Raw genomic sequence first — 23,862 nt, 5'->3', positions numbered from 1 at the left:
CGCCGGCAATGGAACGCACCGAACGTCTTCGGGTTGAGCCGCCAATTCTTTGCGCGCGTCAATTGCGAATATGCCGCAAAGGCTCTGTCGACCTCGCCTGTTCGTTTCAAAAGCAACGCCTGCCGCACTATTGTGCAGTGCAGCACGAGAATGCCCGTTTCAAGGCAAAATTCTTCGTGACATTTTCATTTCCGTTAGGCTAATGTGCCCCGATAACCGAGAGGGCAGAAAAAAATCTGCCCTCCTACGCGGTCAAAGTCTTGGGAGGATGCGATCTAGGCGCGGTTACTCGCTGCCGCCGGATACCGGAAACAGATCGGACGCGTTTAATTGCAAGGCCTCGTGCCTTGCATTTTTTTTGTGCAATCATCTGGTTGGCGCCGCGACTTGCAAGGTTGCATGACCTTACGTCACCCAGACGTTCGGCGGCGAAAACCCGGCGGCATCCCAATCAGCATCCGATACTTCGATGTGGTCGCAAGGACTTGCCGGCTCTCTACTTCGCTGGGGTCTGGCCGAAATCCGGCACGATGTGCGGTATGTCGTTGAGGCTGTATCCCAGCCCGTGCGTCAGACCGTAGAAAATGCCCATCAGGACCGCCGTCGCGATGGTGGTGCGGATCACGGCACGCAACATATGCGGCCCGCGCGGCGCGCTCGGAACCGTGCCCAGCGTCACGTCGTGATCATCGTCCTGCGTCTTGACGCTGAACGGCAGAACGGCAAACAGCACCACCCACCAGGTCGCGAAAAACAGGGCGGTGAACGAGACCCAGCTCATGATTGCTCCAGTTCGATCAGCGTACCGAAGAAATCCTTCGGATGCAGGAACAACACCGGCTTGCCATGCGCACCGATCTTGGGATTGCCGTCGCCAAGCACGCGGGCGCCGGCGGCCTTGAGCTGGTCGCGCGCGGCCAGGATGTCGTCGACCTCGTAGCAGAGATGATGCATGCCGCCTGACGGGTTCTTCGCCAGGAATGCCGCGATCGGCGAGCCCTCGCCAAGCGGCTCCAGCAATTCGATCTTGGTGTTGCCGACATTGACGAACACCACGGTGACACCATGCTCCGGCAAAGCCTGCGGCTCGGTCACTTCGGCACCGAGCGTGTTGCGGTAAGCGGCAATGGCTGCAGCCAGATCCGGCACCGCAAGCGCGACATGGTTCAGCCGTCCGAGCATGTCCGAGCTTTTTCTCCCAGGTCCAGTGACTGGCGTCATACGTCAAATCAGCAGCGACCAACAGCCATTCAGGAAGCGCGCACTGTCGCACCTGTTCCAACCGATATCAGCGAAGTACAAACGGCGATGTCTGGAATCAGCGCTGCCCGCCCCTGTGTTTTCACCTTCGATCTCGGGTCGTTCAAAGTTGCCGCCTTGCTCGATGCCGTCGACATCAGGGACGAGCTTGCATCGGCCTTCGCGGCCGGACAGCCGCCGGCGGCGGTGCTCGAACTCGCGGCCTCGAACTTCATCGACCGGGATCGCTACGAGCATTGCTTCATCCCGACGCTGATCGACACAGGTTCTGAAAAGATCCTGTTCGACACAGGCTGCGGAGATGACGGCGGTTCACTCCCGGACTGCCTGCAAGCCCTTGGGCTCGGCCCCGAGGACATCGACGTGGTGGTCATCACGCACGGGCATCCGGACCACATTGGCGGGCTGGTCAGGAATAAGCAACCCGTCTTCAGCCGAGCGCGATACGTATTCGGCGCGACGGAATTCGCCTTCTGGACCGAAGGAAATGCAGTCCGCGCGGCAAGGTTGGCCAACCGTGATCTGTTCAGGCGGATTTGCACCGGCCTGGCCGACCGCGCGACATTCATCGCGCCTGGAGACGAAGTGGTGCCGGGCATCACTGCCATCGACGCGGCCGGTCACTCCCCCGGGCTTTTGGCATTCCTGGTCGAAAGCGGCGGACAGCAATTGCTGATCTGGTCGGACGCTTTCCTGCATTATGTCGTGTCGATCCAGCGTCCGGAGTGGCATGCCGATTTCGACGACGACAAGGAAAAGGCAGTCGAAACCCGCAAGCGGCTGCTGAGCATGGCTGCGGAGCGTCGCCTGCTCGTCGCCGGCCATCACATGCCGTTTCCGGGCCTGGGCCATGTCGGGCGGACAGGCGGGTCCTTTCGCTGGATTCCGGTCAGCTATCAGCTGAACGTCTGACCAGCCGCCGCCCCCTTCAGCGCGTGACGAAAACCGTCACCAATGGTTTCTTGCCCCAGGCTTCGTTGGCCGCGCCGCGCACCGCGCGCCGCACCGCCTCCTGCACGAGGTCGAGGTCCTTGCGGCGCTGACGGGGGATCGAATCGACCGCGCCGACGGCCGCATCGATCATCAGGTCCTCGAGCGTCTCGCCACGGGCATCGGCCTCGGCGACGCCGATTGCGACCAGGTCGGGATCGCCGGCCAGCTCGTACTTCTCGTCGAGCACGACATTGACCGCGACATGACCGGCAAAGGACAGCTTGCGCCGGTCGCGAATACCCATCGCCTGATCGGTGCCGATCAGATTGCCGTCCTTGTAGACGCGGCCGAACGGCACCTGGTCGATGATGGTGGCGGGTCCCGGCGCGAGCCGCAGCATGTCGCCGTCGCGCACCTGCGCCACCTGGCCGATGCCAGAGGTCGACATCAGCGAACCCTGCGCCACCAGATGCGCCGCCTCGCCATGCACGGGAACGCCGATCTGCGGGCGCACCCATTCGTACATCTTGCGCAGTTCACTGCGCCGTGGGTGGCCGGAGACGTGCACCAGTGCGTCGCCGTCCTCGATGATCTTGATGCCGAGATCGATCAGGCGGTTCTTGATTTCGAGGATCGCCTTCTCGTTGCCGGGAATGGTGCGCGAGGAAAACACCACCGTGTCGCCCGCCGTCAGCGACACCGATTTCATCTCGTCGCGCGACAGTTTCGCCAGCGCCGCCAGCGGCTCGCCCTGGCTGCCGGTGCAGATGATGACCAGGTTCTCGCGCGGAATGAAGCCGAAATCCTCCTCGGCGATGAACTCCGGCAGCCCGTCCATATAGCCAAGCTCGTCAGCCACATCGATGACGCGCTTCAGCGAGCGGCCGAGCACCAGGCACTGGCGGCCGGCATCGCGCGCTGCCCTGGCGATCGAGACGATGCGCCCAACATTGGAGGAGAAGGTGGTGACGGCGACGCGGCCCTTGGCGGCCTGGATGACGCCTTTCAGCCCCTCGCCCACGGCCACTTCCGAAGGCGACTCGCCTTCACGCAGCGCGTTGGTCGAATCGCAGATCAGCGCCAGCACGCCCTTGTCGCCATAGGCGCGGAAACGCGCCTCGTCGGTCTTGGGTCCGATCGTCGGCTCCGGATCGATCTTCCAGTCGCCGGTATGGATGACGGTGCCGGCAGGCGACGTGATCGCCAGCGACATGGGTTCGGGAATCGAGTGTGCCACCGGAATGGCTTCGATCTCGAAGGGACCGACAGTGAACTTTTCGCCCGCCCGGTAGATCGTCAGCGGGATCTTCGGCGCGCCCTGCTCGCCCTGCCGCTTGGCTTCCAGCAGGCCGGCGCTGAACGGCGTCATCCAGACCGGGGCCTTCAGCTTCGGCCAGGTGTCGAGCAGCGCGCCGTAATGGTCCTCATGCGCGTGGGTGATGATGATGCCGCGCAGATTGGCGAGGTTCTCCTCGATGAAACGCGTGTCGGGCAGGATCAGGTCGACGCCCGGATGCGCCGCGTCGGGAAAGGTGACGCCGACATCGATGACGATCCACTCGCGCGCGCTCGGCGGGCCGTAGCCGTAGAGGGCGAAGTTCATGCCGATCTCGCCGACACCGCCGAGCGGCACGAAGACGAGTTCAGCGTTGTCCGCTTTCGCCATGATTTTTCCCTTCCTGGCCCTCAGGCCAAGCCGTTAAAGCAATTCCGGCAAAGGTGTCTAACGGTTTGCAGTCCGGAATTGCTCAAAAACAAAACTAAACCCGCGCGGAAGCGACCGCACCGAAATGAACATCGCCGGCGGCGACCGTCAGAACAGCCCCCTCATCGTCGCGGATCACGAAACGGCAGTCCTCGTCAATGGTCTCGAACACGCCACGCACCACATTACCGTCAATTCTGACAGCAACCTCGCCGCCAAGGCCCGCGGCGCGGGCTAGCCAGCGCTTTCTGATCGCGGCAAGGCCTCGTCCTTCGTCCCAAAGGCGGGCATTCTCGCTCCAGGCATCCGACAGCGCCAGAAACAGCGTTTCGGCATCGCAGGCAGCGCCCAATGCATGAAGCGATGTCGCGGGATAGGGCAAATCCTGCGGGTGCGCCACCACATTGACGCCGATGCCGACCGCCACCGCGAAGCGGCCACCGTCCAGCATTGCCGACTCCAGCAGGATGCCGGCCAGCTTGGCCCCGGACGCCAGCACATCGTTCGGCCATTTCAGCTCGAAGCGGTTCTGTCCCTGGCTCGCGCCGTCGAGCCCTACCGAAATGCGGCCCTTCGGGACCACCGCGTCGAGCGCGTCGGCCAGCGCCAGCCCGGCGACGAAACCGAGCGTCGCGGCAAGGCGCAGTTCGCCGCCAGTGATGACGAGCAGCGTCGCCGCCAGATTGCCTTCCGGCGTTGCCCAGGCCCGGCCACGCCGGCCGCGCCCGCTTTCCTGCTTCTTGGAAACGACCCAGAGCTTGCCCGGTTCGCCGGCGCGGGCATGGTCCAGCGCCAGCGCGTTGGTGGAGCCGACACTGTCATGCGCCTCGAGCCGGAACCCTTCCGACGCCGAGGTTGGAGCCAGCCGAAATGCCATCCCGTCAGAAAAACGTCTTGGCGGCGGCTTCGGCATAGGTGCCGATCGGCCCGCCGATCAGCACATAGAACAGCACGAAGGCGCCACTGACGCCGAGCACGACACGCAATTCGCTGGCCATCGGCACGAAGCCGCCGACCGGCTCATCGAACCACATGATCTTGATGATGCGCAGATAATAATAGGCGCCCACCACCGAGGCCAGCACGCCGATGATCGCCAGCGCATAGAGATTGGCGTTGATGGCGGCGAGGAAGACGTACCACTTCCCCCAGAAGCCGGCGAGCGGCGGAATGCCGGCCAGCGAGAACATCAGGATGGTCAGGATCGTCGCCATGACCGGGTTGGTCGACGACAGGCCGGCAAGATCGCTGATCTGTTCGACATTGCCTTCCTTGCGCCGCATGGCGAGGATGAAGGCAAAGGTACCGAGCGTCATCACCAGGTAGATCAGCATATAGATGGCGACGCCGCGCACGCCGGCCTGGCTGTTGGCGGCAAGGCCGACCAGCGCGTAGCCCATATGGCCGATCGAGGAATAGGCCATCAGCCGCTTGATGTTGGTCTGACCAATGGCGGCGAAGGCGCCAAGCGCCATCGAGGCGATCGAGATGAAGACGATGATCTGCTGCCAGTCGGAAGCGATCGGCTTGAACGCGCCCATGCTGACGCGCACGATCAGCGCCATCGCCGCCATTTTCGGCGCCGCCGCCAGGAAAGCCGTCACCGGGGTCGGCGCGCCCTCATAGACGTCCGGCGTCCACATGTGGAACGGCACCGCCGATATCTTGAAGGCAAGCCCGGCCAGCACGAAGACGAGGCCGAAGACGAGGCCAAGCTGGCGTTCGCCGCCGCCAAGCGCGGTCGCGATCTCCTGGAAGCCGGTGTTGCCGGTATAACCGTAGACAAGGCTGATGCCGTAGAGCAGCATGCCCGAGGACAGCGCGCCGAGGACGAAATATTTCAGGCCGGCTTCGGTCGAACGCAGATTGTCGCGGTTGATCGCCGCCAGCACATAGATCGCCAGCGACTGCAATTCGAGGCCGAGATAGAGCCCGATCATGCCATTGGCCGAGATCATCAGCATCATGCCGAGCGTGCAAAGCAGGATCAGCACCGGATATTCGAACTTGTCGAAACGCTCCGTCTTGGCAAAGCGCATCGACATGACGAGCGTCACCGCCGAGCCGATCAGGGCCAGCACCTTCATGAAGCGGGCGAAGGAGTCCTGGATGAAGGCGTGGCCATAGGCGCTACCCTGCCCTGCGTGGAAGATCAGCCAAGCGCCTGCGATCACCAGCACGGCCACGGCAAGGCCGGTCACCGTACTGGCGGTGTTGGAACGCGAATAGGCCCCGACCATCAGCAGCGCGAGCGCGCCGATGGCAAGGATCAGCTCGGGCGTCGAGAGCGACAGGCTGGAGAGAAGGTCCGGCGTCATGGTTCGCAAAACCCCTGGGTCAGTTCGCCGCCGCGGTCTGCGCGGCGCCGATGGATGCGGTGACATTGGTGACGAGCGACTTGACCGACTGGGCCGTCGCGTCGAAGACGGGTGCGGGATAGACGCCGAAGAAGATGACCAGCACGACCAGCGGATAGATGATCGCCTTCTCGCGGGTCGACAGGTCGAGCAGCCCCTTCAGGCTGTCCTTGGTGAGGGCGCCGAAGATCACCCGGCGGTAGAGCCAGAGCGCGTAAGCGGCTGACAGGATGACGCCGGTGGCGGCGAAGAACGCCACCCAGGTGTTCACGCGGAACACGCCGAGCATAGTCAGGAACTCGCCGACGAAGCCTGACGTACCCGGCAAGCCGACATTGGCCATGGTGAAGACCATGAACACGGTGGCGTATTTCGGCATGTTGTTGACGAGGCCGCCATAGGCGGCGATCTCACGCGTGTGCATGCGGTCATAGATGACGCCGACGCACAGGAACAGCGCGCCAGAGACCAGGCCGTGGCTCAGCATCTGGAAGATCGCGCCCTGCACGCCTTCCTGGTTCATGGCGAAGATGCCCATGGTGACGAAGCCCATATGGGCGACCGACGAATAGGCGATCAGCTTCTTCATGTCCTCCTGCATCAGCGCCACCAGCGAGGTGTAGATGATGGCGACGACCGACAGCGTGAACACCAGCGGCGCGAACATTTCGGACGCCAGCGGGAACATCGGCAAGGAGAAACGCAGGAAGCCGTACCCGCCCATTTTCAAGAGAATGGCGGCCAGGATGACCGAACCGGCCGTCGGCGCCTCGACGTGTGCGTCCGGCAGCCAGGTATGCACTGGCCACATCGGCATCTTCACCGCGAAGGAGGCGAAGAAGGCGAGCCATAGCCAGGTCTGCATGTTGGCAGGGAAGCTGTGCGTCAAGAGCGTCGGGATGTCGGTGGTACCGGACTGGTAGAACATCGCCATGATGGCGAGCAGCATCAGCACCGAGCCGGCCAGCGTATAGAGGAAGAACTTGAACGAGGCGTAGACGCGCCGCTTGCCGCCCCACACACCGATGATGATGAACATCGGGATCAGGCCGGCCTCGAAGAAGACGTAGAACAGCACGATGTCCAGCGCGCAGAACACGCCGATCATCAGCGTTTCCAGCAGCAGGAAGGCGATCATGTACGCCTTGACGCGCTTCTCGATCGCTTCCCACGACGCCAGGATGCAGAGCGGCATCAGGAAGGTCGTCAGGATGACGAACAGCATGGAAATGCCGTCGACGCCCATATGGTAGGAAATGCCGGAGTCGAGCCAGGCCACCTTCTCAACGAACTGGAAGCCGGCCTGCGAATTGTCGAAGCCGGTCCAGATAAACAGCGAGATGATGAACGTGAACGTCGTGGTCAACAGCGCGATGGCGCGGATGTTGCGGCGTGCGTTTTCACTGTCATCGTTGATGAACAGGATCAGCAGCACACCAACCAACGGCAGGAAGGTGACCAGCGAGAGGATTGGCCAGGCGGTCATCAGAGCATCATCCAGGTGACGAGTGCGGCAACGCCGATCAGCATGGCGAAGGCATAGTGGTAGAGGTAGCCGGTCTGCAGCTTGACGACGCGGTTGGTGACATCGACGACGCGCGCCGAAATGCCATCCGGCCCGAGCCCGTCGATGACGGTGCCGTCACCGGTCTTCCACAGGAAATGGCCAAGCCGCTTGGCGGGCCGCACGAACAGGAAGTCGTAGAGCTCGTCGAAATACCACTTGTTGAGCAGGAAGGCGTAGAGCAAGCGATGGTTGGCGGCGACGCTCCGGGGCAGTTCCGGTGAGCGGATGTAGAACTTCCAGGCCACCGCGAAGCCGATCAGCATGGCGATGAAGGGAGACAGTTCCACCCACAGCGGCAGTTCGTGGATTTCGTGCAGGATGTGATTGTCCGGCAGCGTGAACAGCGACGCCTTCCAGAACTCGGCATAGCCTTCGCCGATGAAGGCGCCGTGGAAGATGATGCCGGCAAACAACGCGCCGGCGGCCAGCACGAACAGCGGCACCAGCATCACCGGCGGCGATTCATGGACATGGTGCATCACCTCATGGCTTGCCCGCGGCTTGCCGTGGAAGGTCATGAAGATCAGGCGCCAGGAGTAGAAGGAGGTGAAGCAGGCGGCGATGACCAAAAGCACGAAGGCGAGGCCGGCAACCGAATTGTGGCTGGCAAAGGCCGTCTCGATGATGGCGTCCTTGGAGAAGAAGCCGGCGGTGCCGATGACTGTCACCGGAATGCCGACGCCGGTCAGCGCCAGAGTGCCGATCACCATCATCCAGTAGGTGGTCGGGATCAGCTTCCTCAAACCGCCCATCTTGCGCATGTCCTGCTCGTCGGAGACGGCATGGATGACCGAGCCCGAGCCGAGGAAAAGCAGCGCCTTGAAGAAGGCATGCGTGAACAGGTGGAAGATCGCAGCGCCATAGGCGCCGACGCCGAGCGCCACGAACATGTAGCCGAGCTGCGAGCAGGTCGAATAGGCGATGACGCGCTTGATGTCGTTCTGGACGAGACCGACCGTGGCCGCGAAGAATGCGGTGAAGGCGCCGATGAAGGTCACCACCGTCAGCGCGGAATGCGACAGCTCGAACAGCGGCGACAGCCGCGCCAACATGAATACACCGGCCGTCACCATGGTGGCGGCATGGATGAGCGCCGACACCGGGGTCGGGCCTTCCATGGCGTCGGGCAGCCAGGTGTGCAGCGGCACCTGCGCCGACTTGCCCATGGCGCCCATGAACAAGAGCAGGCAGACGACGGTCATCGCCGCCTGCTTGTCGAGCGCATGGCCGAGGAAGGTGAGCACGGCGGCACCCTGCGGCGCGCCTTCAGCAGGAATGAACGTCGCCGCATTGGCGAAGATGGTGCCGAGATTGGCCGAGCCGAACAGCACGAAGACGCCGAAAATGCCGAGCGCGAAACCGAAATCGCCGACGCGGTTGACGACGAAGGCCTTTATTGCCGCGGCATTGGCCGATGGCTTCTTGTACCAGAAGCCGATCAGCAGGTAGGACGCGAGGCCCACCCCTTCCCAGCCGAAGAACATCTGCACGAGGTTGTCTGCCGTCACCAGCATCAGCATGGCGAAGGTGAACAGCGACAGATAGGCGAAGAAGCGCGGCCGGTTGGGATCGTGGTGCATGTAGCCGATCGAATAGATGTGAACCAGCGCCGACACGGTGTTGACCACCACCAGCATCACCACCGTCAGCGTGTCGATCCGCAGCGCCCAGGAGACGTCCAGCCCGCCGGACTGGATCCAGTGCAGCACCGGGACGGTGAACACCTCGCCATGGCCGAAGCCGACGCTGAAGAAGGCGACCCATGACAGCACGGCCGCGATCACCAGGAAGCCGGAAGTGATGTATTCGGATGCCTTGGCACCGAGCGCGTTGCCGAACAGGCCGACGATCAGGAAGCCGAGCAGTGGAAGGAAGACGATCGCTTGATACATAGTCGCCCCGTCAACCCTTCATGGTGTTCACGTCTTCGACCGCGATCGAGCCACGGTTGCGGAAGAAGACGACGAGAATGGCAAGTCCGATGGCGGCTTCAGCCGCCGCGACCGTCAGCACGAACAGCGCGAACACCTGGCCGACCAGATCGCCGAGCGCCGCTGAGAAGGCGACGAAGTTGATGTTGACCGCGAGCAGGATCAATTCGACCGACATCAGAATGACGATGATGTTGCGGCGGTTGAGGAAGATGCCGAACACGCCGAGCGTGAACAGAACAGCCGATACGGTCAGATAATGTGCGATGCCGACGACCATCTCAGACTCCTTCGCCCGACTTGACCTTGCGGATTTCCATGCCGGTCGCCGCGGTGCGGCCGACCTGGGCGGCGATCGACTGCCGCTTGACCCCTTCCTTGTGGCGCAGCGTCAGGACGATGGCGCCGATCATGGCAACCAGCAGGATGAGGCCCGAAATCTGGAAGTAGTAGAGGTAGTCGGTATAGAGGATGTCGCCGAGCGCTGCCGTATTGGAGCGCGCGGCGAGATCCGGGATGGGCTTTGCGACCGTCGCGGCGAGTTTCGGCGCGAATGTGTAGCCACCCAGCACGATGATCAGCTCCGCCGCCAGGATCAGCCCGACCAGCGCGCCGATCGGCGCGTATTGCAGGGCTCCCTCCTTCATCTCGGCGAAGTCGACGTCAAGCATCATGACGACGAACAGGAACAGCACCATGACCGCTCCGACATAGACGACGAGCAGGATCATCGCCAGGAACTCGGCGCCGGTCAGCATGAACAGGCCGGCGGCGTTGAAGAAGGTCAGGATCAGGAACAGCACCGAATGCACGGGGTTGCGCGACGAAATGACCATGAACGCCGATGCCACCGCGACAAAGGCGAAGAGGTAGAAAAAGGCCGCCTCTAGTCCACTCAGCATTGGGGATCCCCCGGGTTCCTGTCCGGACACGACGCTTGCGCCTGTCCGATTTTCGCCGCCGCCACCGGCTGGCAAGTTGCTTGTCCTTAGACGAGGCCCCTCGCCCCGTCCATGCGTCAAATGTCAGCGATAGGGCGAGTCCAGCGAGATGTTGCGCGCCAGTTCGCGCTCCCACCGGTCGCCATTCGCCAGCAGCCTGTCCTTGTCGTAGTAGAGTTCCTCGCGCGTCTCCGTCGCGAACTCGAAATTCGGCCCCTCGACGATGGCGTCGACCGGGCAGGCTTCCTGGCAGAAGCCGCAATAGATGCACTTCACCATGTCGATGTCGTAACGCACCGTGCGGCGCGTGCCGTCATTGCGGCGCGGGCCGGCCTCGATGGTGATCGCCTGCGCCGGGCAGATCGCCTCGCACAACTTGCAGGCAATGCAGCGTTCCTCGCCATTGGGATAGCGACGCAGCGCGTGCTCGCCGCGGAAGCGCGGGCTGACCGGCCCCTTCTCGTGCGGATAGTTGATCGTCTCCTTCGGCGCGAAGAACTGGCGCATCGACAGGAAGAAAGCGCTGACGAAATCCTGCAGCAGCAGCGATTTTGCGGCCTGGGACAAAGCGGACATCACGCAAACCCCGTGATCTTGAGGAAGGCCGCGGTGGCGACGACCATGAACAGCGAGATCGGCAGGAACACTTTCCAGCCCAGCCGCATCAGCTGGTCGTAGCGGTAGCGCGGCACGAAGGCCTTCACCATCGAAATGCCGAAGAACACGAAGCAGACCTTCAGCACGAACCAGATGACGCCGGGCACCCAGGTGAAGGGCGCGAAGTCGAAGGGCGGCAGCCAGCCGCCGAGGAACAGGATGGTGGCCAGCGCGCACATCAAGACGATAGCGACATACTCGCCGAGGAAGAACAGCAGGAACGGTGTCGACGAATATTCGACCATGTGGCCGGCGACCAGCTCCGATTCGGCTTCCACCAGATCGAAAGGCGGCCGGTTCGTCTCGGCCAGCGCCGAGATGAAGAAGATGATGAACATCGGGAACAGGGCCAGCCAGTTCCAGTCGAGGAACGTGTTGGGCAGGCCGAGCCGCGTGCCAATTCCGTCATGCTGCGACAGCACGATATCGCTGAGGTTGAGCGAGCCGGCGGTGAGCAGCACGGTGACGATGACGAAGCCGATCGAGACTTCGTAGGACACCATCTGCGCGGCCGAGCGCAGCGCGCCGAGGAACGGATATTTCGAGTTCGACGCCCAGCCGCCCATGATCACGCCATAGACCTCCAGCGAGGAGATGGCGAAGACATAAAGGATGCCGACATTGACGTTGGCGATCGCCCAGCCCTGGCTGACCGGAATGACCGCCCAGGCCGAGATCGCCAGCACGGCCGAGACCAGCGGCGCCAGCAGGAAGACGCCCTTGTTGGCGCCTGACGGGATGACCGGCTCCTTGAAGACGAACTTCAACAGGTCGGCAAAGGCCTGCAGCGTGCCCCAGGGGCCGACGACGTTCGGGCCACGGCGAAGCTGCACGGCCGCCCAGATCTTGCGGTCGGCGTAGAGGATGTAGGCGACGAAGATCAGCAGCACGACGATCAGCACGACTGATTTCAAGAGGATCAGCAGCGCCGGCAGCACGTAGAAGGAGAAGAAGGTGTCCATGCTTATTCCGCCGCCTGCTTGAAGCCGCTCTTGGCCAGTGCCGAGCATTCCGCCATCACGGCCGATGCCCGCGCGATCGGGTTGGTCAGATAGAAATCCTTGACCGGCGAGGTGAAGGTGCCCTTGTTCAACCGCCCGCCGAGCTTCGCCACGCCGGCGATATCCTCGGCATTGCCGGCCGCGACCTGGTCGATGCGGGCCAGATGCGGATATTCGCCATAGAGCTTGGCACGCAGTTGCGGCAGCGAGTCGAATGGCAGTTTCTTGCCCAGCACGTCGGACAGCGCCCGCAATATGGCCCAATCCTCGCGCGCATCGCCCGGTGCGAAGCCGGCGCGGTTGGTCTGCTGCACACGCCCCTCTGTGTTGACGTAGGTGCCGGACTTTTCGGTATAGGCCGCCGCCGGCAGGATGACATTGGCGCGGTGCGCGCCGGCGTCGCCATGCGTGCCGACATAGACGACAAAGGCGCCGCCGGTCTTGCTCATGTCGATCTCGTCGGCACCGAGCAGGAACAGCACATCAGTCTCGCCCAGCATGCCGGCAACGTTCTTGCCGCCCTCACCCGGCACGAAGCCGAGGTCGAGACCGCCGACGCGTGCCGCTGCATTGTGCAGCACGGCAAAGCCGTTCCAGTCGGCGCGAGCAGCATTCACGGCAGCGGCGAGCCTGGCCGCCTGGCCGAGCACGGCCGCACCGTCGGCGCGCGCCAGCGCGCCCTGGCCGACGATGATCAGGGGATGCGTCGCCTTCTTCAGCGTCTGGAAGAACTTGCCGTTGCCGTCCGCCAGATCCTTGAGCGAATCCGGTCCGGCGCCCAGCTGTTCGTAGTCATAGCGCGTGTCGCCGACATCGCCGATGACGCCGACCGGCAGATTGCCGAGGCGCCAGCGCTTGCGGATGCGGGCATTGAGCACCGAGGCCTCGAAGCGCGGATTGGCGCCGATGATCAGCACCGCGTCGGCCTGCTCGATGCCTTCGATGGTCGGGTTGAAGATATAGCTGGCGCGTCCGAGCGCCGGATCGAGCGCGGCGCCGTCCTGGCGGCAATCGGTGTTCTTCGAACCGAGCGAAGCCATCAGGAGCTTCAACGCAAAGATTTCCTCGACAGCCGCGAGATCGCCCGCGACCGCGCCGATCTTCTCAGGCGTCGTCTTCGACACCGCGTCCTTGATCGATGCGAAGGCTTCGGCCCAGCTCGCCGGAACCAGCTTGCCGTCCTTGCGCACATAGGGGCGGTCGAGGCGCTGCGTACGCAGGCCGTCCCAGATGAAGCGCGTCTTGTCGGAAATCCATTCCTCGTTCACCGCCTCGTTGACGCGCGGCAGGATGCGCATCACTTCGCGGCCACGGCTATCGACGCGGATCGCCGAGCCGACGGCGTCCATCACGTCGATGGATTCGGTCTTGGTCAGTTCCCACGGCCGCGCCTGGAAGGCGAAGGGCTTGGAGGTCAGCGCGCCGACCGGGCAGAGATCGATGACATTGCCCTGCAGCTCCGAGGTCATCGCCTGTTCGAGATAGGTGGTGATCTCGGCATCCTCGCCGCGGCCGATCAGGCCGAGCTCGGAGATGCCGGCGACCTCGGTGGTGAAGCGGACGCAGCGCGTGCAGTGAATGCAGCGGTTCATCACCGTCTTGACCAGCGGGCCGATATACTTGTCTTCGACCGCGCGCTTGTTCTCGTGATAGCGCGAGGAATCGACGCCGAAGGCCATCGCCTGGTCCTGCAGGTCGCACTCGCCGCCCTGGTCGCAGATCGGGCAATCCAGCGGGTGGTTGATCAGCAGGAATTCCATCACGCCTTCCCGGGCCTTCTTGACCATCGGCGTGTTGGTGAAGATTTCCGGCGGCTCGCCGTTGGGGCCGGGGCGCAGATCGCGCACGCCCATGGCGCAGGAGGCCTGCGGCTTGGGCGGCCCGCCCTTCACCTCGATCAGGCACATGCGGCAATTGCCGGCGATCGACAGCCGCTCATGGAAGCAGAAGCGCGGCACTTCCGCGCCCGCGTCCTCCGCCGCCTGCAGCAGCGTATAGTGGTCGGGTACAGTGATTTCTTTCCCGTCGACCTTGAGCTTTGCCATTCGCTTCAAACCCCTGCGGATTTCCCGCAATCTCTTTTCCGGTCGCGACCGACGCCGCGCCCGACATTTCGTTTACTTCTTGGCGGCCAGCGCCGCGGCCTGGGCAGTCCAGTCGTCACGGCCGATACGGCCGTTGAACGAGAGATAATCGTCGACCCAGGCGATCTCCTGCGGCGACCATTGGGCGATCTGGGCGTAAGTCCAGATACCAAGGCCGTTCAGCACCTTCTCCAGCTTCGGGCCGATGCCCGATATAGCCTTGAGGTCGGACGGTTTCGCCGGCTTCTCCATGGCCTTGGGCTGCCTGAAATCTTCCGGCAACAGCACATCGGAGGTCTCACCCGCTGCCGGAGCTGCATCTGCGGCTGGCGCGATGACCACGGCCTCCCTGGCTGCGATATCGGTGACCTCCTGGGCGAAGGACTGCGCCTCGGCTATCATGGTCTTCGCCGTCGCCCGCGCCCTGATGGACGACGAGTTCGCGTCCTCGAATCGCTCGACGCGCGCCTCGAAATCCTCGATCAGCGGCTGCATGAGTCGATGTGATGCCTCGGCGGCTCCCGACAGCGCCCCCATCCAGACGCCGAAGGCATGATTGGCGAGCCCCATGCCAAGCGCCGACATCGCCACCGCACCCGCGACGGGATGCGCGAAAAGGTTGACGGCGCTGGCCATCTCCTTCGGCATCATCCTGGTCAGGTCCTGGTTCATCTTCTCGATCTGGTCCAAATTGGGCATCAATGGGTAGGGTGTCGAATACGGCGCCATAGAGTTCTCCCGGTCGTTTCTTCGTTCGCCCCGCCCCGTTTTCTTCCCGTTCAAAAGTTTCTTTTTATTCCGCCGCCACCATCACCGGTTCGGCCCGGTGCGCGTTGCGCGAAAACTCGTCGATGCGCCGCTCCACCTCCCCACGGAAATGCCGCATCAGGCCCTGGATCGGCCAGGCCGCGGCATCGCCCAGCGCACAGATCGTGTGGCCCTCGACCTGCTTGGTGACGTCGAGCAGCATGTCGATCTCGCGCTTCTGCGCCTCGCCGCGCACCAGCCGCTCCATCACCCGCCACATCCAGCCTGTGCCCTCGCGGCATGGCGTGCATTGGCCGCAGCTCTCGTGCTTGTAGAAGTAGGAAAGCCGCGCGATCGCCTTCACGACGTCGGTCGACTTGTCCATGACGATGACGGCCGCCGTGCCGAGGCCGGATTTGAGGTCGCGCAGCGCGTCGAAATCCATCGGCGTGTCGATGATCTGCTCTGCCGGCACCAGCGGCACCGAGGCGCCGCCCGGAATGACCGCGAGCAGATTGTCCCAGCCGCCGCGGATGCCGCCGCAATGCGTTTCGATCAGCTCGCGGAATGGGATCGACATCGCCTCTTCGACGGTGCACGGATTGTTGACGTGGCCGGAGACGCAGAACAGCTTGGTGCCGACATTGTTGGGCCGGCCGAAGGACGAGAACCACGCGGCCCCCGGCGCAGGATGGTCGGCGCCACCGCGATCGATTCGACATTGTTGACCGTGGTCGGGCAGCCATAGAGGCCGACATTGGCCGGGAATGGCGGCTTCAGCCGGGGCTGGCCCTTCTTGCCTTCGAGGCTTTCCAGCAGCGCCGTTTCCTCGCCGCAGATATAGGCGCCGGCGCCGTGATGCATGTAGATTTCGAAATCGTAGCCCGACGTGTTGTTCTTGCCGATCAGCTTGGCCTCGTAGGCCTCTTCGATCGCCCGCTGCAGCGCCTCGCGCTCGCGGATGAATTCGCCGCGCACATAGATATAGGCGGCAATCGCCCCCATGGCGAAGCCGGCCAGAAACGCGCCTTCGACCAGCGTGTGCGGATCGTTACGCAGGATGTCGCGGTCCTTGCAGGTGCCGGGCTCGGATTCGTCGGCGTTGATGACGAGATAGCTCGGCCTGCCGTCGCTCTGCTTGGGCATGAACGACCATTTGAGGCCGGTGGGAAAACCGGCGCCGCCGCGGCCGCGCAGGCCCGACGCCTTCATCTCGTTGACGATCCACTCACGCCCCTTGGCGACGATGCCGGGCGTGTTGTCCCAGGCGCCGCGTGCCATGGCACCGGCCAGCGACTTGTCGAAGAGGCCGTAGATGTTGGTGAAGATGCGGTCTTTGTCCTGAAGCATTTTTCGTCCCTCAGACCGGCTTCTTGCCGAAAACGCGGATGTATTCGGCAACGCCGCCCTTGGCGAGCGCCTTGGCTTGGGCAACCCAGTTGTCGCGGTCGATGCGGCCCTGGAAGGAGAGATAGCCGTCGACCCATTCGCGCTCGGCCTTCTTCCACGACGCGACTTGCGCGAAGGTGAAGATGCCGAGCGTATGCAGGATGCCCTCGATCTTCGGGCCGACGCCCGAGATCAGCTTGAGATCGTCGACCGCGGCCGGCCTGTCGATACCGGCCGGACGGTTCTTGTCCTCCAGCGACGGCTTTGCCGGCTTCGCGGCTGGCACCTTGGCTTCCGGCGCTTTGAAGGCCGATGCCGGTTCGGCCTTGGCCGTCGGCCCATTGCGCTGCTTGGAAACCTTCTCGACTTCCGGCGCTGCCGTATTCGCGTTGGCGGCCGAATGCAGCGGCGCCGAAACGCTCGCAGCCTTTTCCGCCGCCGGCGCCACCTTGGCCTTTGACGGCGTCTTCAGCGCCGGGCTGGTCTCGGGCGCGTCGGTCTTCGGCTTGCTGGCATTGGACGGCGCGACAGGAGCGCCAGCCGGTGCTGGCACCGGCGCCGCGATGATCGCGCCGGGCGCTGCCTTGGCGGCCTTGGCTGCTTCCCGGGCTTCGCGGTCGCGGGTCGATTTGAGGATCGCCTTTTCGCTCTTCAGCGTGGTGAGGCCGGATGCCGGCTCCGAGCCGGTGCGGCCGTTCTGCGGTCCCGGCGCCACCGAGGCGCCCTTGCCGGCATCATAGAGATCGATGATTTCGGCCAGCCGTTCAGGCGTCAGATCCTCGAACGTATCCTTGAACACCATGACCATCGGTGCGTTGACGCAGGCGCCAAGGCACTCGACCTCCTCCCACGACAAGGTGCCCTTGTCGTTGGTGTGGAACTGGTCGTGATGGATTTTCGAGCGGCACACATCCATCAGCGCTTCCGAACCGCGCAGCATGCACGGCGTGGTGCCGCAAACCTGGATGTGCGCGCGGGTGCCAACGGGATTCAGCTGGTACTGCGTGTAGAAGGTCGCGACCTCGAGCCCACGGATGCGTGGCATGCCGAGCATGTCCGAAATCGTCTCGATCGCCGCCTTGGTGACCCAGCCTTCCTGCTCCTGCGCTATCATCAGAAGCGGGATGATCGCCGACTGTTCGCGCCCTTTCGGATATTTCTTGATCCACTGCTTGGCCGCCGCCGCATTCGCCTTGTTGAAGGCGAAGGACGCTGGCTGGACGCTGGCTTCTGCGAGACGACGGACTGACATTTAGCGATCGACCTCACCAAACACGATGTCGAGGGAGCCAAGAACGGCGGTGACGTCGGCCAGCATGTGGCCGCGGCACAGGAAATCCATGGCCTGCAGATGCGCGAAACCGGGGGCGCGCAGCTTGCAGCGGTACGGCTTGTTGGTGCCGTCGGAGACCAGATAGACGCCGAACTCGCCCTTCGGCGCCTCGACGGCCGCATAGACCTCGCCGGCGGGCACGCGATAGCCTTCGGTGTAGAGCTTGAAGTGGTGGATCAGCGCTTCCATCGAACGCTTCATCGCCTGGCGCTTGGGTGGCACCACCTTGCCGTCGAGATTCGATACCGGGCCGGTGCTTTCCTTGCCGAGCAGAAGATCGACACACTGGCGCATGATCCGCGCCGACTGGCGCATTTCTTCCATGCGCACGAGATAACGGTCGAAGCAGTCGCCGTTCTTGCCGATCGGGATGTCGAAATCCATCTCGGAATAGCATTCATAGGGCTGCGACTTGCGCAGATCCCATGGCGAGCCCGAGCCGCGCACCATGACGCCCGAAAAGCCCCAGGCCCAGGCATCGGCCAGCGAAACGATGCCGATATCGACATTGCGCTGCTTGAAGATGCGGTTGCCGGTGAGCAGCTTGTCGAGATCGTCGAGCGATTTCAGGAACGGGTCGATCCATTTGCCGATGTCCTCGACCAGCTGTCGCGGCAGGTCCTGGTGGACGCCGCCGGGCCGGAAGTAGGCCGCATGCATGCGCGAACCGGAGGCGCGCTCATAGAACACCATCAACTTTTCGCGCTCGACGAAACCCCACAGCGGCGGCGTCAGCGCGCCGACGTCCATCGCCTGCGTCGTCACATTGAGGATATGCGACATGATGCGGCCGATCTCGCAGTAGAGCACGCGGATCAGCTGGCCGCGCCTCGGCACCTCGATGCCGAGCAGGCGCTCGGCGGCAAGCGCGAAGGCGTGCTCCTGGTTCATCGGCGCGCAATAGTCGAGCCGGTCGAGATAAGGCACCGCCTGCAGATAGGTCTTGGCCTCGATCAGCTTTTCCGTGCCGCGATGCAGCAGGCCGATATGCGGATCGACGCGGTCGACGACTTCGCCGTCGAGCTCGAGAACCAACCTCAAAACACCATGCGCCGCAGGGTGTTGAGGTCCAAAGTTGATGTTGAAATTGCGGACGGAGGTTTCAGCCATTCTGGCGCCTCAATTCGTCTTGGCTTTTTCGTCCCCGGGCAGCACGTAGTCGGTGCCTTCCCAAGGGGAAAGAAAATCAAAATTGCGGAATTCCTGCTTGAGCTCGACCGGCTCGTAGATGACGCGCTTGGCTTCGTCGTCGTAGCGCACTTCGACGAAACCTGTCAGCGGGAAATCCTTGCGCAGCGGATGGCCTTCGAACCCGTAATCGGTCAGCAGGCGGCGCAGGTCCGGATGGCCTGAAAACAGCACGCCGTAGAGATCGTAGGTCTCGCGTTCGAACCAATCGGCGCCGGGATAGACGCCGGTGACCGACGGCACCATCGTCTCCTCGTCAGCCTGCACCTTGACGCGGATACGCACGTTCTGTTTCGGCGACAGCAGGTGATAGACGACGTCGAAGCGCTTGGCCCGCGACGGATAGTCGGCGCCGCAGACATCGATGATCGAGATGAACTGGCAGCGCGCATCGTCGCGCAGGAAGGTCATGACCTCTATCAGGTTTTGTGGCTCGACGTGAACGGTAAGCTCGCCGTAGGCGAGCACAGCGTCGCTGAAGCAGCCAGGCAGCTTCTCGCCGAGATAGGTCGACAGTTCGCTAAGGGATGCGGCCATGGATTTACCGTTCGATCGTGCCGGTGCGGCGGATCTTCTTCTGCAACAGAAGAATGCCGTAGAGCAGGGCTTCGGCGCTCGGCGGGCAGCCGGGCACATAGATGTCGACCGGCACGACCCGGTCGCAGCCACGCACCACCGAATAGGAATAGTGGTAATAGCCGCCGCCATTGGCGCAAGAGCCCATCGAGATGACGTAGCGCGGCTCCGGCATCTGGTCGTAGACCTTGCGCAGCGCCGGCGCCATCTTGTTGGTCAGCGTGCCGGCCACGATCATGATGTCGGACTGGCGAGGAGACGCGCGCGGCGCGACGCCGAAGCGCTCCGAATCGTAGCGCGGCATCGAGGTGTGGATCATCTCGACAGCGCAGCAGGCGAGGCCGAAGGTCATGAACATCAGCGAGCCGCTGCGCGCCCAGGTGATCAGCGCCTCGGTCGAGGTGACCAGAAAACCCTTGTCGGCAAGCTCATTGTTGATTTCGAGGAAGAAGGGATCGTCCTCCCCCACCGGCCTGCCGGTGTTGGGATCGATGATGCCCTTGGGCTTTGGCGCGACGAGGGTGCCTGAACTGTCGTTCAATCCCATTCCAGCGCTCCTTTTTTCCATTCATAGGCAAAGCCGATGGTCAGCACTGCCAAAAACACCATCATCGACCAGAAACCCAGCATGCCGATCTTCGAGAAGGACACCGCCCAGGGAAACAGGAAGGCCACTTCGAGGTCGAAGATGATGAACAGGATCGACACCAGGTAGAAACGAATGTCGAACTTCATGCGGGCGTCGTCGAACGAGTTGAAACCGCACTCGTAGGCGGAAAGTTTTTCGGGATCGGGGTTGCGGTACGCCACCAGGAACGGCGCGACCAGCAGCGCCAGGCCGACCACCAGCGCCACGCCGATGAACAGGACGATGGGCAGGTACGAACTGAGGAGTGCGTTCATGCAGCGGCTTTCCGTTGGCGCCAATCCACGTTGATTACAGCACCGGACCTTAATGCGGAAGCGTGACAGTTTAACCGCTGAACCGTTTTAAGGAGCCTATGCTGCAACGCGGCGAGGGTTAGCGCAGCACTTCCAGCGAAGCAAGTCAAACCTTGTTCAAAACAACGAGCTGGACGGCATTCCGGGAGAAACTGGTCTCATAGGCTCCTGTTTGATTTCCTTCTCTTTTTACTCCACTTTTCTCTCCTGACAGGGTTGCCGCCAAAACCCTGCTAGCATGGGCTGGAATCACCCATCACATCTTGTCAAAGCACCCTCAGAGTGACGCCTGCATGAAGGAAAAGATCTCGCTTGCCGCCGCCCGGCGCATCGCGCTCGCCGCTCAGGGATTTCTCGATCCCCGCCCCGCCGGCACGCCCGACCGCCGCCATTTCGCCCGCGTTCTGTCGCGCACCGGCCTGTTGCAGATCGATTCCGTCAGCGCCGTGGTGCGAGCCCACTACATGCCGCTCTATTCGCGTCTGGGCCCTATCCCCTGGCTTTGCTCGACAACGCCGCCGTGACGCGCAAGCGCACGGTGTTCGAATACTGGGCGCACGAAGCCTCGTTCCTGCCGGTCGAGACCTACCCGCTGATGCGCTGGCGCATGCAGCGCGCCGAGCAAGGCGATGAAATGTATCTGGGGCTGGCCAAATGGGGACGTGAGCACGCCTCCTATATAGAAGAGATCTACCGCGAGGTCGTCCAGCGCGGGCCGATCGCCGCTTCCGCGCTCGAAGGCCAGAAAGGTTCCGGCGGCTGGTGGGGTTGGAGCCACGCCAAGCACGCCTTCGAATGGCTGTTCTGGGCCGGCCGCATCACCACGGCGCACCGGCGCGGTTTCGAGCGCTTCTATGACCTGCCGGAGCGGGTGCTGCCGCAAGCGATCCTCGACCTGCCGGTGCCGACGCCCGAGGATGCACATCGGGAATTGCTGCGCATCTCTGCCCGCGCCCACGGCATCGCCACATCAGGCGACCTGCGCGACTATTTTCGGCTCTCCCCCGCCGACATGAAAGGCCGGCTCGAGGAACTGGTCGAACTCGGCGAGTTGCTGCCGGTCCGGGTCGAGGGTTGGGACAAGCCGGCTTACCTTCACAAGGATGCGCGTTTGCCGCGCAAGGTCGAGGCCCGCGCCCTGCTGGCGCCGTTCGATCCGGTCGTCTTCGAGCGCTCGCGCTCAGAGCGGCTGTTCGATTTCCACTATCGCATCGAAATCTACACCCCGGCCGAGAAGCGCCAATACGGCTACTATGTCCTGCCCTTCCTGCTTGGCGACAGGATCGTGGCGCGCGTCGACCTCAAGGCCGACCGGCCGGCAAGCGTCCTGCGCGTCCATGCCGCCTATGCCGAGCCCTGCGCGCCGCCAGAGACGGCGGCTCAGCTCTATGAAGAGTTGAAGCAGATGCAGGGCTGGCTTGGCCTCGAACGCATCGAAGCGACGCCTGCCGGCGACCTGGGCCCGGCGCTGTCCGACATCGCGGTGTCGTAAGCTCGCGTTGACACCGCCGCCCGCAACAGCATAAATCCGATCCAGACGGTCTCCTCTCAGCAAAGGGAGGAGCCAAGAGGGAATGCGGTGCGGGCCGAAAAACCCAAATCCGCGGCTGTCCCCGCAACTGTAAGCGAAGAGCCAAGGCCGAAAGCCACTGGGATTGTCCCGGGAAGGCGGCTACCCAAGGCGATGACCCGCGAGCCAGGAGACCTGCCGTCTGGAATGCAAGAATCCGATCGCCCGGCGGGTTTTCCGGGCAAGGAGCCTGATTTGGACCGCGACAGCAGTTTCTCGGCTGAAACAACGGACATTTCGTCCGGCGGGGATGATTCCCTGGCCGGCATCACTGTCATCGTCTGCGCCTCCTGTCGCGACGAGACCGGTTCCGACGCCCATCCCCGGGCCGGCGAACTTTTGGCTGAAGATACGCGCCAAGCCGCCTCGGGCGAGCAAATTCGCATCCGTACGGTCGAATGCCTCGGCAATTGCAAGCGCCGGCTGAGCGCCGCGATCCTGCGCGACGGCTGCTGGAGCTATGTGTTCGGCGACCTGACCGCGACCAGCGGCGCCGATCTCGTCGCCGGCGCGAAACTCTTCGCCACCTCGACCGACGGCCTCATTCCCTGGCGGGGCCGGCCCGACACCCTCAAGCGCGGCCTCGTTGCCCGCATCCCTCCTCTCGACATGCTGAAGGACTTGACATGACCGCTCCAAATTCGGCCGGCAATCTCTCCCGCATTCCGTGCACCGTCGTTACCGGCTTCCTCGGCGCCGGCAAGACGACGCTGGTCCGCCATCTCCTGGAAAACGCCGGCGGCAAGCGTATTGCCATCATCGTCAACGAATTCGGCGACATCGGCATCGATGGCGAAATCCTGAAAGGCTGCGGCATCGACACCTGCCCCGAGGAAAACATCGTCGAACTGGCCAATGGCTGCATCTGCTGCACCGTCGCCGACGATTTCGTGCCCGCGCTCGACCAGATCCTGTCGCTGACGCCGAAAGTCGACCACATCCTGATCGAAACCTCGGGCCTCGCTCTGCCCAAGCCGCTAGTCCAGGCGTTCCAGTGGCCGACGGTGAAGAGCCGCGTGACGGTTGATGGCGTCATCGCCGTGGTCGACGGCCCCGCATTGGCCGAGGGCCGCGTCGCCAACGACATGGACGCCTTGCAGGCGCAGCGCGCCGGGGATGAGAGCCTCGACCACGACGATCCGGTGGAAGAGGTGTTCGAGGACCAGATCGCCTGCGCCGACCTGATCATCCTGTCGAAGAGCGACCTGATGGATGCCGCCGGCTCGGCCCGCGCCAACGCCATCGTCAACGAACACTCCGCCCGCGCCGTGAAGATCGTGCCGACGTCGCATGGCAAGGTCGATCCCTCGGTGCTGCTCGGGCTCGGTCTTGCCGTCGAGGACGACATCGAGAACCGCAAGTCCCATCATGACGGCGCATTCGACCACGAGCATGACGACTTCGACACGTTCATCGTCGACATTCCCTCGATCGCCAATCCGGACGATCTGGCAAAGCGCGTCGCCGCGGCCGCCGAACAGGAAAACGTGCTGCGTGTGAAAGGCTTCGTCGAGGTCGGCGGCAAGCCGATGCGGCTCCTGCTGCAGGCCGTCGGCCCGCGCGTCAATCATTACTATGACCGCGCCTGGGCCGCCGAGGATGATCGCCGCTCGCGCCTGGTCGTCATCGGCCTCAAGGGGCTGAACCGTCCGGCGATCGAACGTATACTCGCCGGCTGATT

General features: G+C 63.3%; 21 protein-coding genes, 2 pseudogenes and 1 riboswitch. Of the genes and pseudogenes, 4 read left to right on the top strand and 19 right to left on the bottom strand.

Features of this window, described 5'->3' with window-relative positions; all coding sequences use genetic code 11:
* Window positions 1-496: 496 nt before the first annotated feature.
* A complete protein-coding gene (locus EJ077_RS12030; RefSeq protein ID WP_208702196.1) occupies window positions 497-781 on the bottom strand; it encodes a DUF1467 family protein in 285 nt (94 codons plus the stop codon).
* Complete coding sequence (gene mce / locus EJ077_RS12025) at window positions 778-1,182, bottom strand: methylmalonyl-CoA epimerase (RefSeq protein WP_208702194.1); 405 nt, start codon at window positions 1,180-1,182, stop codon at window positions 778-780. The genes EJ077_RS12030 and mce overlap by 4 nt, the downstream gene beginning before the upstream one ends.
* Between mce and EJ077_RS12020 the strand changes: the two genes are divergently transcribed.
* The gene (locus EJ077_RS12020) at window positions 1,162-2,172 is read left to right on the top strand and encodes an MBL fold metallo-hydrolase (protein ID WP_245458721.1); all 1,011 of its coding nucleotides are present in this window, start codon (window positions 1,162-1,164) and stop codon (window positions 2,170-2,172) included. The two genes, mce and EJ077_RS12020, sit on opposite strands and share 21 nt — an antisense overlap.
* A 16-nt stretch (window positions 2,173-2,188) precedes the next feature.
* On the opposite strand, the gene EJ077_RS12015 is transcribed toward EJ077_RS12020, so the two are convergent.
* The 17 genes and pseudogenes from EJ077_RS12015 to EJ077_RS11935 form a co-directional block, all read right to left on the bottom strand.
* On the bottom strand, window positions 2,189-3,859 hold the full coding sequence (locus EJ077_RS12015; protein WP_140812710.1) for a ribonuclease J: 1,671 nt from the start codon (window positions 3,857-3,859) through the stop codon (window positions 2,189-2,191).
* 94 nt (window positions 3,860-3,953) lie between these two features.
* Window positions 3,954-4,775 (bottom strand): biotin--[acetyl-CoA-carboxylase] ligase, encoded by an 822-nt coding sequence (locus EJ077_RS12010; RefSeq protein ID WP_208702192.1) that lies wholly within the window; start codon window positions 4,773-4,775, stop codon window positions 3,954-3,956.
* A gap of 4 nt (window positions 4,776-4,779) precedes the next feature.
* Window positions 4,780-6,216, bottom strand: coding sequence for an NADH-quinone oxidoreductase subunit NuoN (nuoN, locus tag EJ077_RS12005; RefSeq protein ID WP_208702190.1), 1,437 nt, complete (start codon window positions 6,214-6,216; stop codon window positions 4,780-4,782).
* Between the two features lie 19 nt (window positions 6,217-6,235).
* Window positions 6,236-7,741: an NADH-quinone oxidoreductase subunit M gene (locus tag EJ077_RS12000; protein WP_127276496.1), complete on the bottom strand. Its 1,506-nt coding sequence runs from the start codon at window positions 7,739-7,741 to the stop codon at window positions 6,236-6,238.
* Window positions 7,741-9,714 carry an NADH-quinone oxidoreductase subunit L gene (gene nuoL, locus EJ077_RS11995; RefSeq protein ID WP_208702188.1) on the bottom strand — a complete coding sequence of 658 codons (1,974 nt, stop codon included), beginning with the start codon at window positions 9,712-9,714 and terminating at the stop codon, window positions 7,741-7,743. Before nuoL ends, EJ077_RS12000 begins: the two co-directional genes overlap by 1 nt.
* A gap of 10 nt (window positions 9,715-9,724) precedes the next feature.
* A complete protein-coding gene (nuoK, locus tag EJ077_RS11990; protein ID WP_127276500.1) occupies window positions 9,725-10,033 on the bottom strand; it encodes an NADH-quinone oxidoreductase subunit NuoK in 309 nt (102 codons plus the stop codon).
* A gap of 1 nt (window position 10,034) precedes the next feature.
* Window positions 10,035-10,655: an NADH-quinone oxidoreductase subunit J gene (locus EJ077_RS11985; protein WP_127871580.1), complete on the bottom strand. Its 621-nt coding sequence runs from the start codon at window positions 10,653-10,655 to the stop codon at window positions 10,035-10,037.
* A 123-nt stretch (window positions 10,656-10,778) separates the two neighbouring features.
* Window positions 10,779-11,270: an NADH-quinone oxidoreductase subunit NuoI gene (gene nuoI, locus EJ077_RS11980; RefSeq protein ID WP_023763316.1), complete on the bottom strand. Its 492-nt coding sequence runs from the start codon at window positions 11,268-11,270 to the stop codon at window positions 10,779-10,781.
* Window positions 11,270-12,313: an NADH-quinone oxidoreductase subunit NuoH gene (gene nuoH, locus EJ077_RS11975; RefSeq protein WP_135866582.1), complete on the bottom strand. Its 1,044-nt coding sequence runs from the start codon at window positions 12,311-12,313 to the stop codon at window positions 11,270-11,272. The genes nuoI and nuoH overlap by 1 nt, the downstream gene beginning before the upstream one ends.
* Before the next feature lie 2 nt (window positions 12,314-12,315).
* Window positions 12,316-14,397 carry an NADH-quinone oxidoreductase subunit NuoG gene (nuoG, locus tag EJ077_RS11970; RefSeq protein WP_208702186.1) on the bottom strand — a complete coding sequence of 694 codons (2,082 nt, stop codon included), beginning with the start codon at window positions 14,395-14,397 and terminating at the stop codon, window positions 12,316-12,318.
* Between the two features lie 72 nt (window positions 14,398-14,469).
* On the bottom strand, window positions 14,470-15,165 hold the full coding sequence (locus tag EJ077_RS11965; protein WP_208702184.1) for an NADH-ubiquinone dehydrogenase: 696 nt from the start codon (window positions 15,163-15,165) through the stop codon (window positions 14,470-14,472).
* Between the two features lie 64 nt (window positions 15,166-15,229).
* Window positions 15,230-16,533: pseudogene (gene nuoF, locus EJ077_RS11960) on the bottom strand (NADH-quinone oxidoreductase subunit NuoF).
* 10 nt (window positions 16,534-16,543) lie between these two features.
* Window positions 16,544-17,824, bottom strand: a complete 1,281-nt coding sequence (locus EJ077_RS11955) for an NADH-quinone oxidoreductase subunit E (RefSeq protein ID WP_135881834.1) — start codon at window positions 17,822-17,824, stop codon at window positions 16,544-16,546.
* On the bottom strand, window positions 17,825-19,015 hold the full coding sequence (locus tag EJ077_RS11950; RefSeq protein ID WP_127871586.1) for an NADH-quinone oxidoreductase subunit D: 1,191 nt from the start codon (window positions 19,013-19,015) through the stop codon (window positions 17,825-17,827).
* Window positions 19,016-19,024: 9 nt separating this feature from the next.
* Window positions 19,025-19,630 carry an NADH-quinone oxidoreductase subunit C gene (locus EJ077_RS11945; RefSeq protein WP_208702182.1) on the bottom strand — a complete coding sequence of 202 codons (606 nt, stop codon included), beginning with the start codon at window positions 19,628-19,630 and terminating at the stop codon, window positions 19,025-19,027.
* A 4-nt stretch (window positions 19,631-19,634) separates the two neighbouring features.
* Window positions 19,635-20,216, bottom strand: a complete 582-nt coding sequence (locus EJ077_RS11940) for a NuoB/complex I 20 kDa subunit family protein (RefSeq protein WP_015317338.1) — start codon at window positions 20,214-20,216, stop codon at window positions 19,635-19,637.
* On the bottom strand, window positions 20,207-20,572 hold the full coding sequence (locus EJ077_RS11935; RefSeq protein WP_006335683.1) for an NADH-quinone oxidoreductase subunit A: 366 nt from the start codon (window positions 20,570-20,572) through the stop codon (window positions 20,207-20,209). The genes EJ077_RS11940 and EJ077_RS11935 overlap by 10 nt, the downstream gene beginning before the upstream one ends.
* Window positions 20,573-20,904: 332 nt before the next feature.
* Here EJ077_RS11935 and EJ077_RS11930 point away from each other — a divergent pair.
* The 3 genes and pseudogenes from EJ077_RS11930 to cobW all read left to right on the top strand — a co-directional run bounded on the left by EJ077_RS11930 (window position 20,905) and on the right by cobW (window position 23,860).
* Window positions 20,905-22,103, top strand: a pseudogene (locus EJ077_RS11930) (winged helix-turn-helix domain-containing protein).
* A 29-nt stretch (window positions 22,104-22,132) separates the two neighbouring features.
* A riboswitch (cobalamin riboswitch) is annotated at window positions 22,133-22,339 on the top strand.
* A gap of 37 nt (window positions 22,340-22,376) precedes the next feature.
* A complete protein-coding gene (locus EJ077_RS11925; protein ID WP_208702976.1) occupies window positions 22,377-22,811 on the top strand; it encodes a DUF1636 family protein in 435 nt (144 codons plus the stop codon).
* Complete coding sequence (cobW, locus tag EJ077_RS11920; protein WP_208702180.1) at window positions 22,808-23,860, top strand: cobalamin biosynthesis protein CobW; 1,053 nt, start codon at window positions 22,808-22,810, stop codon at window positions 23,858-23,860. Before EJ077_RS11925 ends, cobW begins: the two co-directional genes overlap by 4 nt.
* The last annotated feature ends 2 nt before the right edge of the window (window positions 23,861-23,862 follow it).

Origin of the sequence: Mesorhizobium sp. M8A.F.Ca.ET.057.01.1.1, from assembly GCF_003952565.1 — a bacterium.
In the GTDB taxonomy this organism is placed as follows: Bacteria; Pseudomonadota; Alphaproteobacteria; order Rhizobiales; family Rhizobiaceae; genus Mesorhizobium.
This window is presented reverse-complemented; position numbering and strand designations above follow the sequence as displayed.

Excerpts from the sequence above, each read along its gene's own strand:
- nuoI (WP_023763316.1), bottom strand. The coding sequence starts at position 11,270 with ATGTCCGCTTTGTCCCAGGCCGCAAAATCGCTGCTGCTGCAGGATTTC.
- EJ077_RS12000 (WP_127276496.1), bottom strand. The coding sequence starts at position 7,741 with ATGACCGCCTGGCCAATCCTCTCGCTGGTCACCTTCCTGCCGTTGGTT.
- EJ077_RS12015 (WP_140812710.1), bottom strand. The coding sequence starts at position 3,859 with ATGGCGAAAGCGGACAACGCTGAACTCGTCTTCGTGCCGCTCGGCGGT.
- EJ077_RS11945 (WP_208702182.1), bottom strand. The coding sequence starts at position 19,630 with ATGGCCGCATCCCTTAGCGAACTGTCGACCTATCTCGGCGAGAAGCTG.
- nuoG (WP_208702186.1), bottom strand. The coding sequence starts at position 14,397 with ATGGCAAAGCTCAAGGTCGACGGGAAAGAAATCACTGTACCCGACCAC.
- EJ077_RS12010 (WP_208702192.1), bottom strand. The coding sequence starts at position 4,775 with ATGGCATTTCGGCTGGCTCCAACCTCGGCGTCGGAAGGGTTCCGGCTC.
- nuoK (WP_127276500.1), bottom strand. The coding sequence starts at position 10,033 with ATGGTCGTCGGCATCGCACATTATCTGACCGTATCGGCTGTTCTGTTC.
- cobW (WP_208702180.1), top strand. The coding sequence starts at position 22,808 with ATGACCGCTCCAAATTCGGCCGGCAATCTCTCCCGCATTCCGTGCACC.
- mce (WP_208702194.1), bottom strand. The coding sequence starts at position 1,182 with ATGCTCGGACGGCTGAACCATGTCGCGCTTGCGGTGCCGGATCTGGCT.
- nuoH (WP_135866582.1), bottom strand. The coding sequence starts at position 12,313 with ATGGACACCTTCTTCTCCTTCTACGTGCTGCCGGCGCTGCTGATCCTC.
- EJ077_RS12020 (WP_245458721.1), top strand. The coding sequence starts at position 1,162 with ATGGTTCAGCCGTCCGAGCATGTCCGAGCTTTTTCTCCCAGGTCCAGT.
- EJ077_RS11950 (WP_127871586.1), bottom strand. The coding sequence starts at position 19,015 with ATGGCTGAAACCTCCGTCCGCAATTTCAACATCAACTTTGGACCTCAA.
- nuoN (WP_208702190.1), bottom strand. The coding sequence starts at position 6,216 with ATGACGCCGGACCTTCTCTCCAGCCTGTCGCTCTCGACGCCCGAGCTG.
- nuoL (WP_208702188.1), bottom strand. The coding sequence starts at position 9,714 with ATGTATCAAGCGATCGTCTTCCTTCCACTGCTCGGCTTCCTGATCGTC.
- EJ077_RS11940 (WP_015317338.1), bottom strand. The coding sequence starts at position 20,216 with ATGGGATTGAACGACAGTTCAGGCACCCTCGTCGCGCCAAAGCCCAAG.
- EJ077_RS11935 (WP_006335683.1), bottom strand. The coding sequence starts at position 20,572 with ATGAACGCACTCCTCAGTTCGTACCTGCCCATCGTCCTGTTCATCGGC.
- EJ077_RS11985 (WP_127871580.1), bottom strand. The coding sequence starts at position 10,655 with ATGCTGAGTGGACTAGAGGCGGCCTTTTTCTACCTCTTCGCCTTTGTC.
- EJ077_RS11965 (WP_208702184.1), bottom strand. The coding sequence starts at position 15,165 with ATGGCGCCGTATTCGACACCCTACCCATTGATGCCCAATTTGGACCAG.
- EJ077_RS11955 (WP_135881834.1), bottom strand. The coding sequence starts at position 17,824 with ATGTCAGTCCGTCGTCTCGCAGAAGCCAGCGTCCAGCCAGCGTCCTTC.
- EJ077_RS12030 (WP_208702196.1), bottom strand. The coding sequence starts at position 781 with ATGAGCTGGGTCTCGTTCACCGCCCTGTTTTTCGCGACCTGGTGGGTG.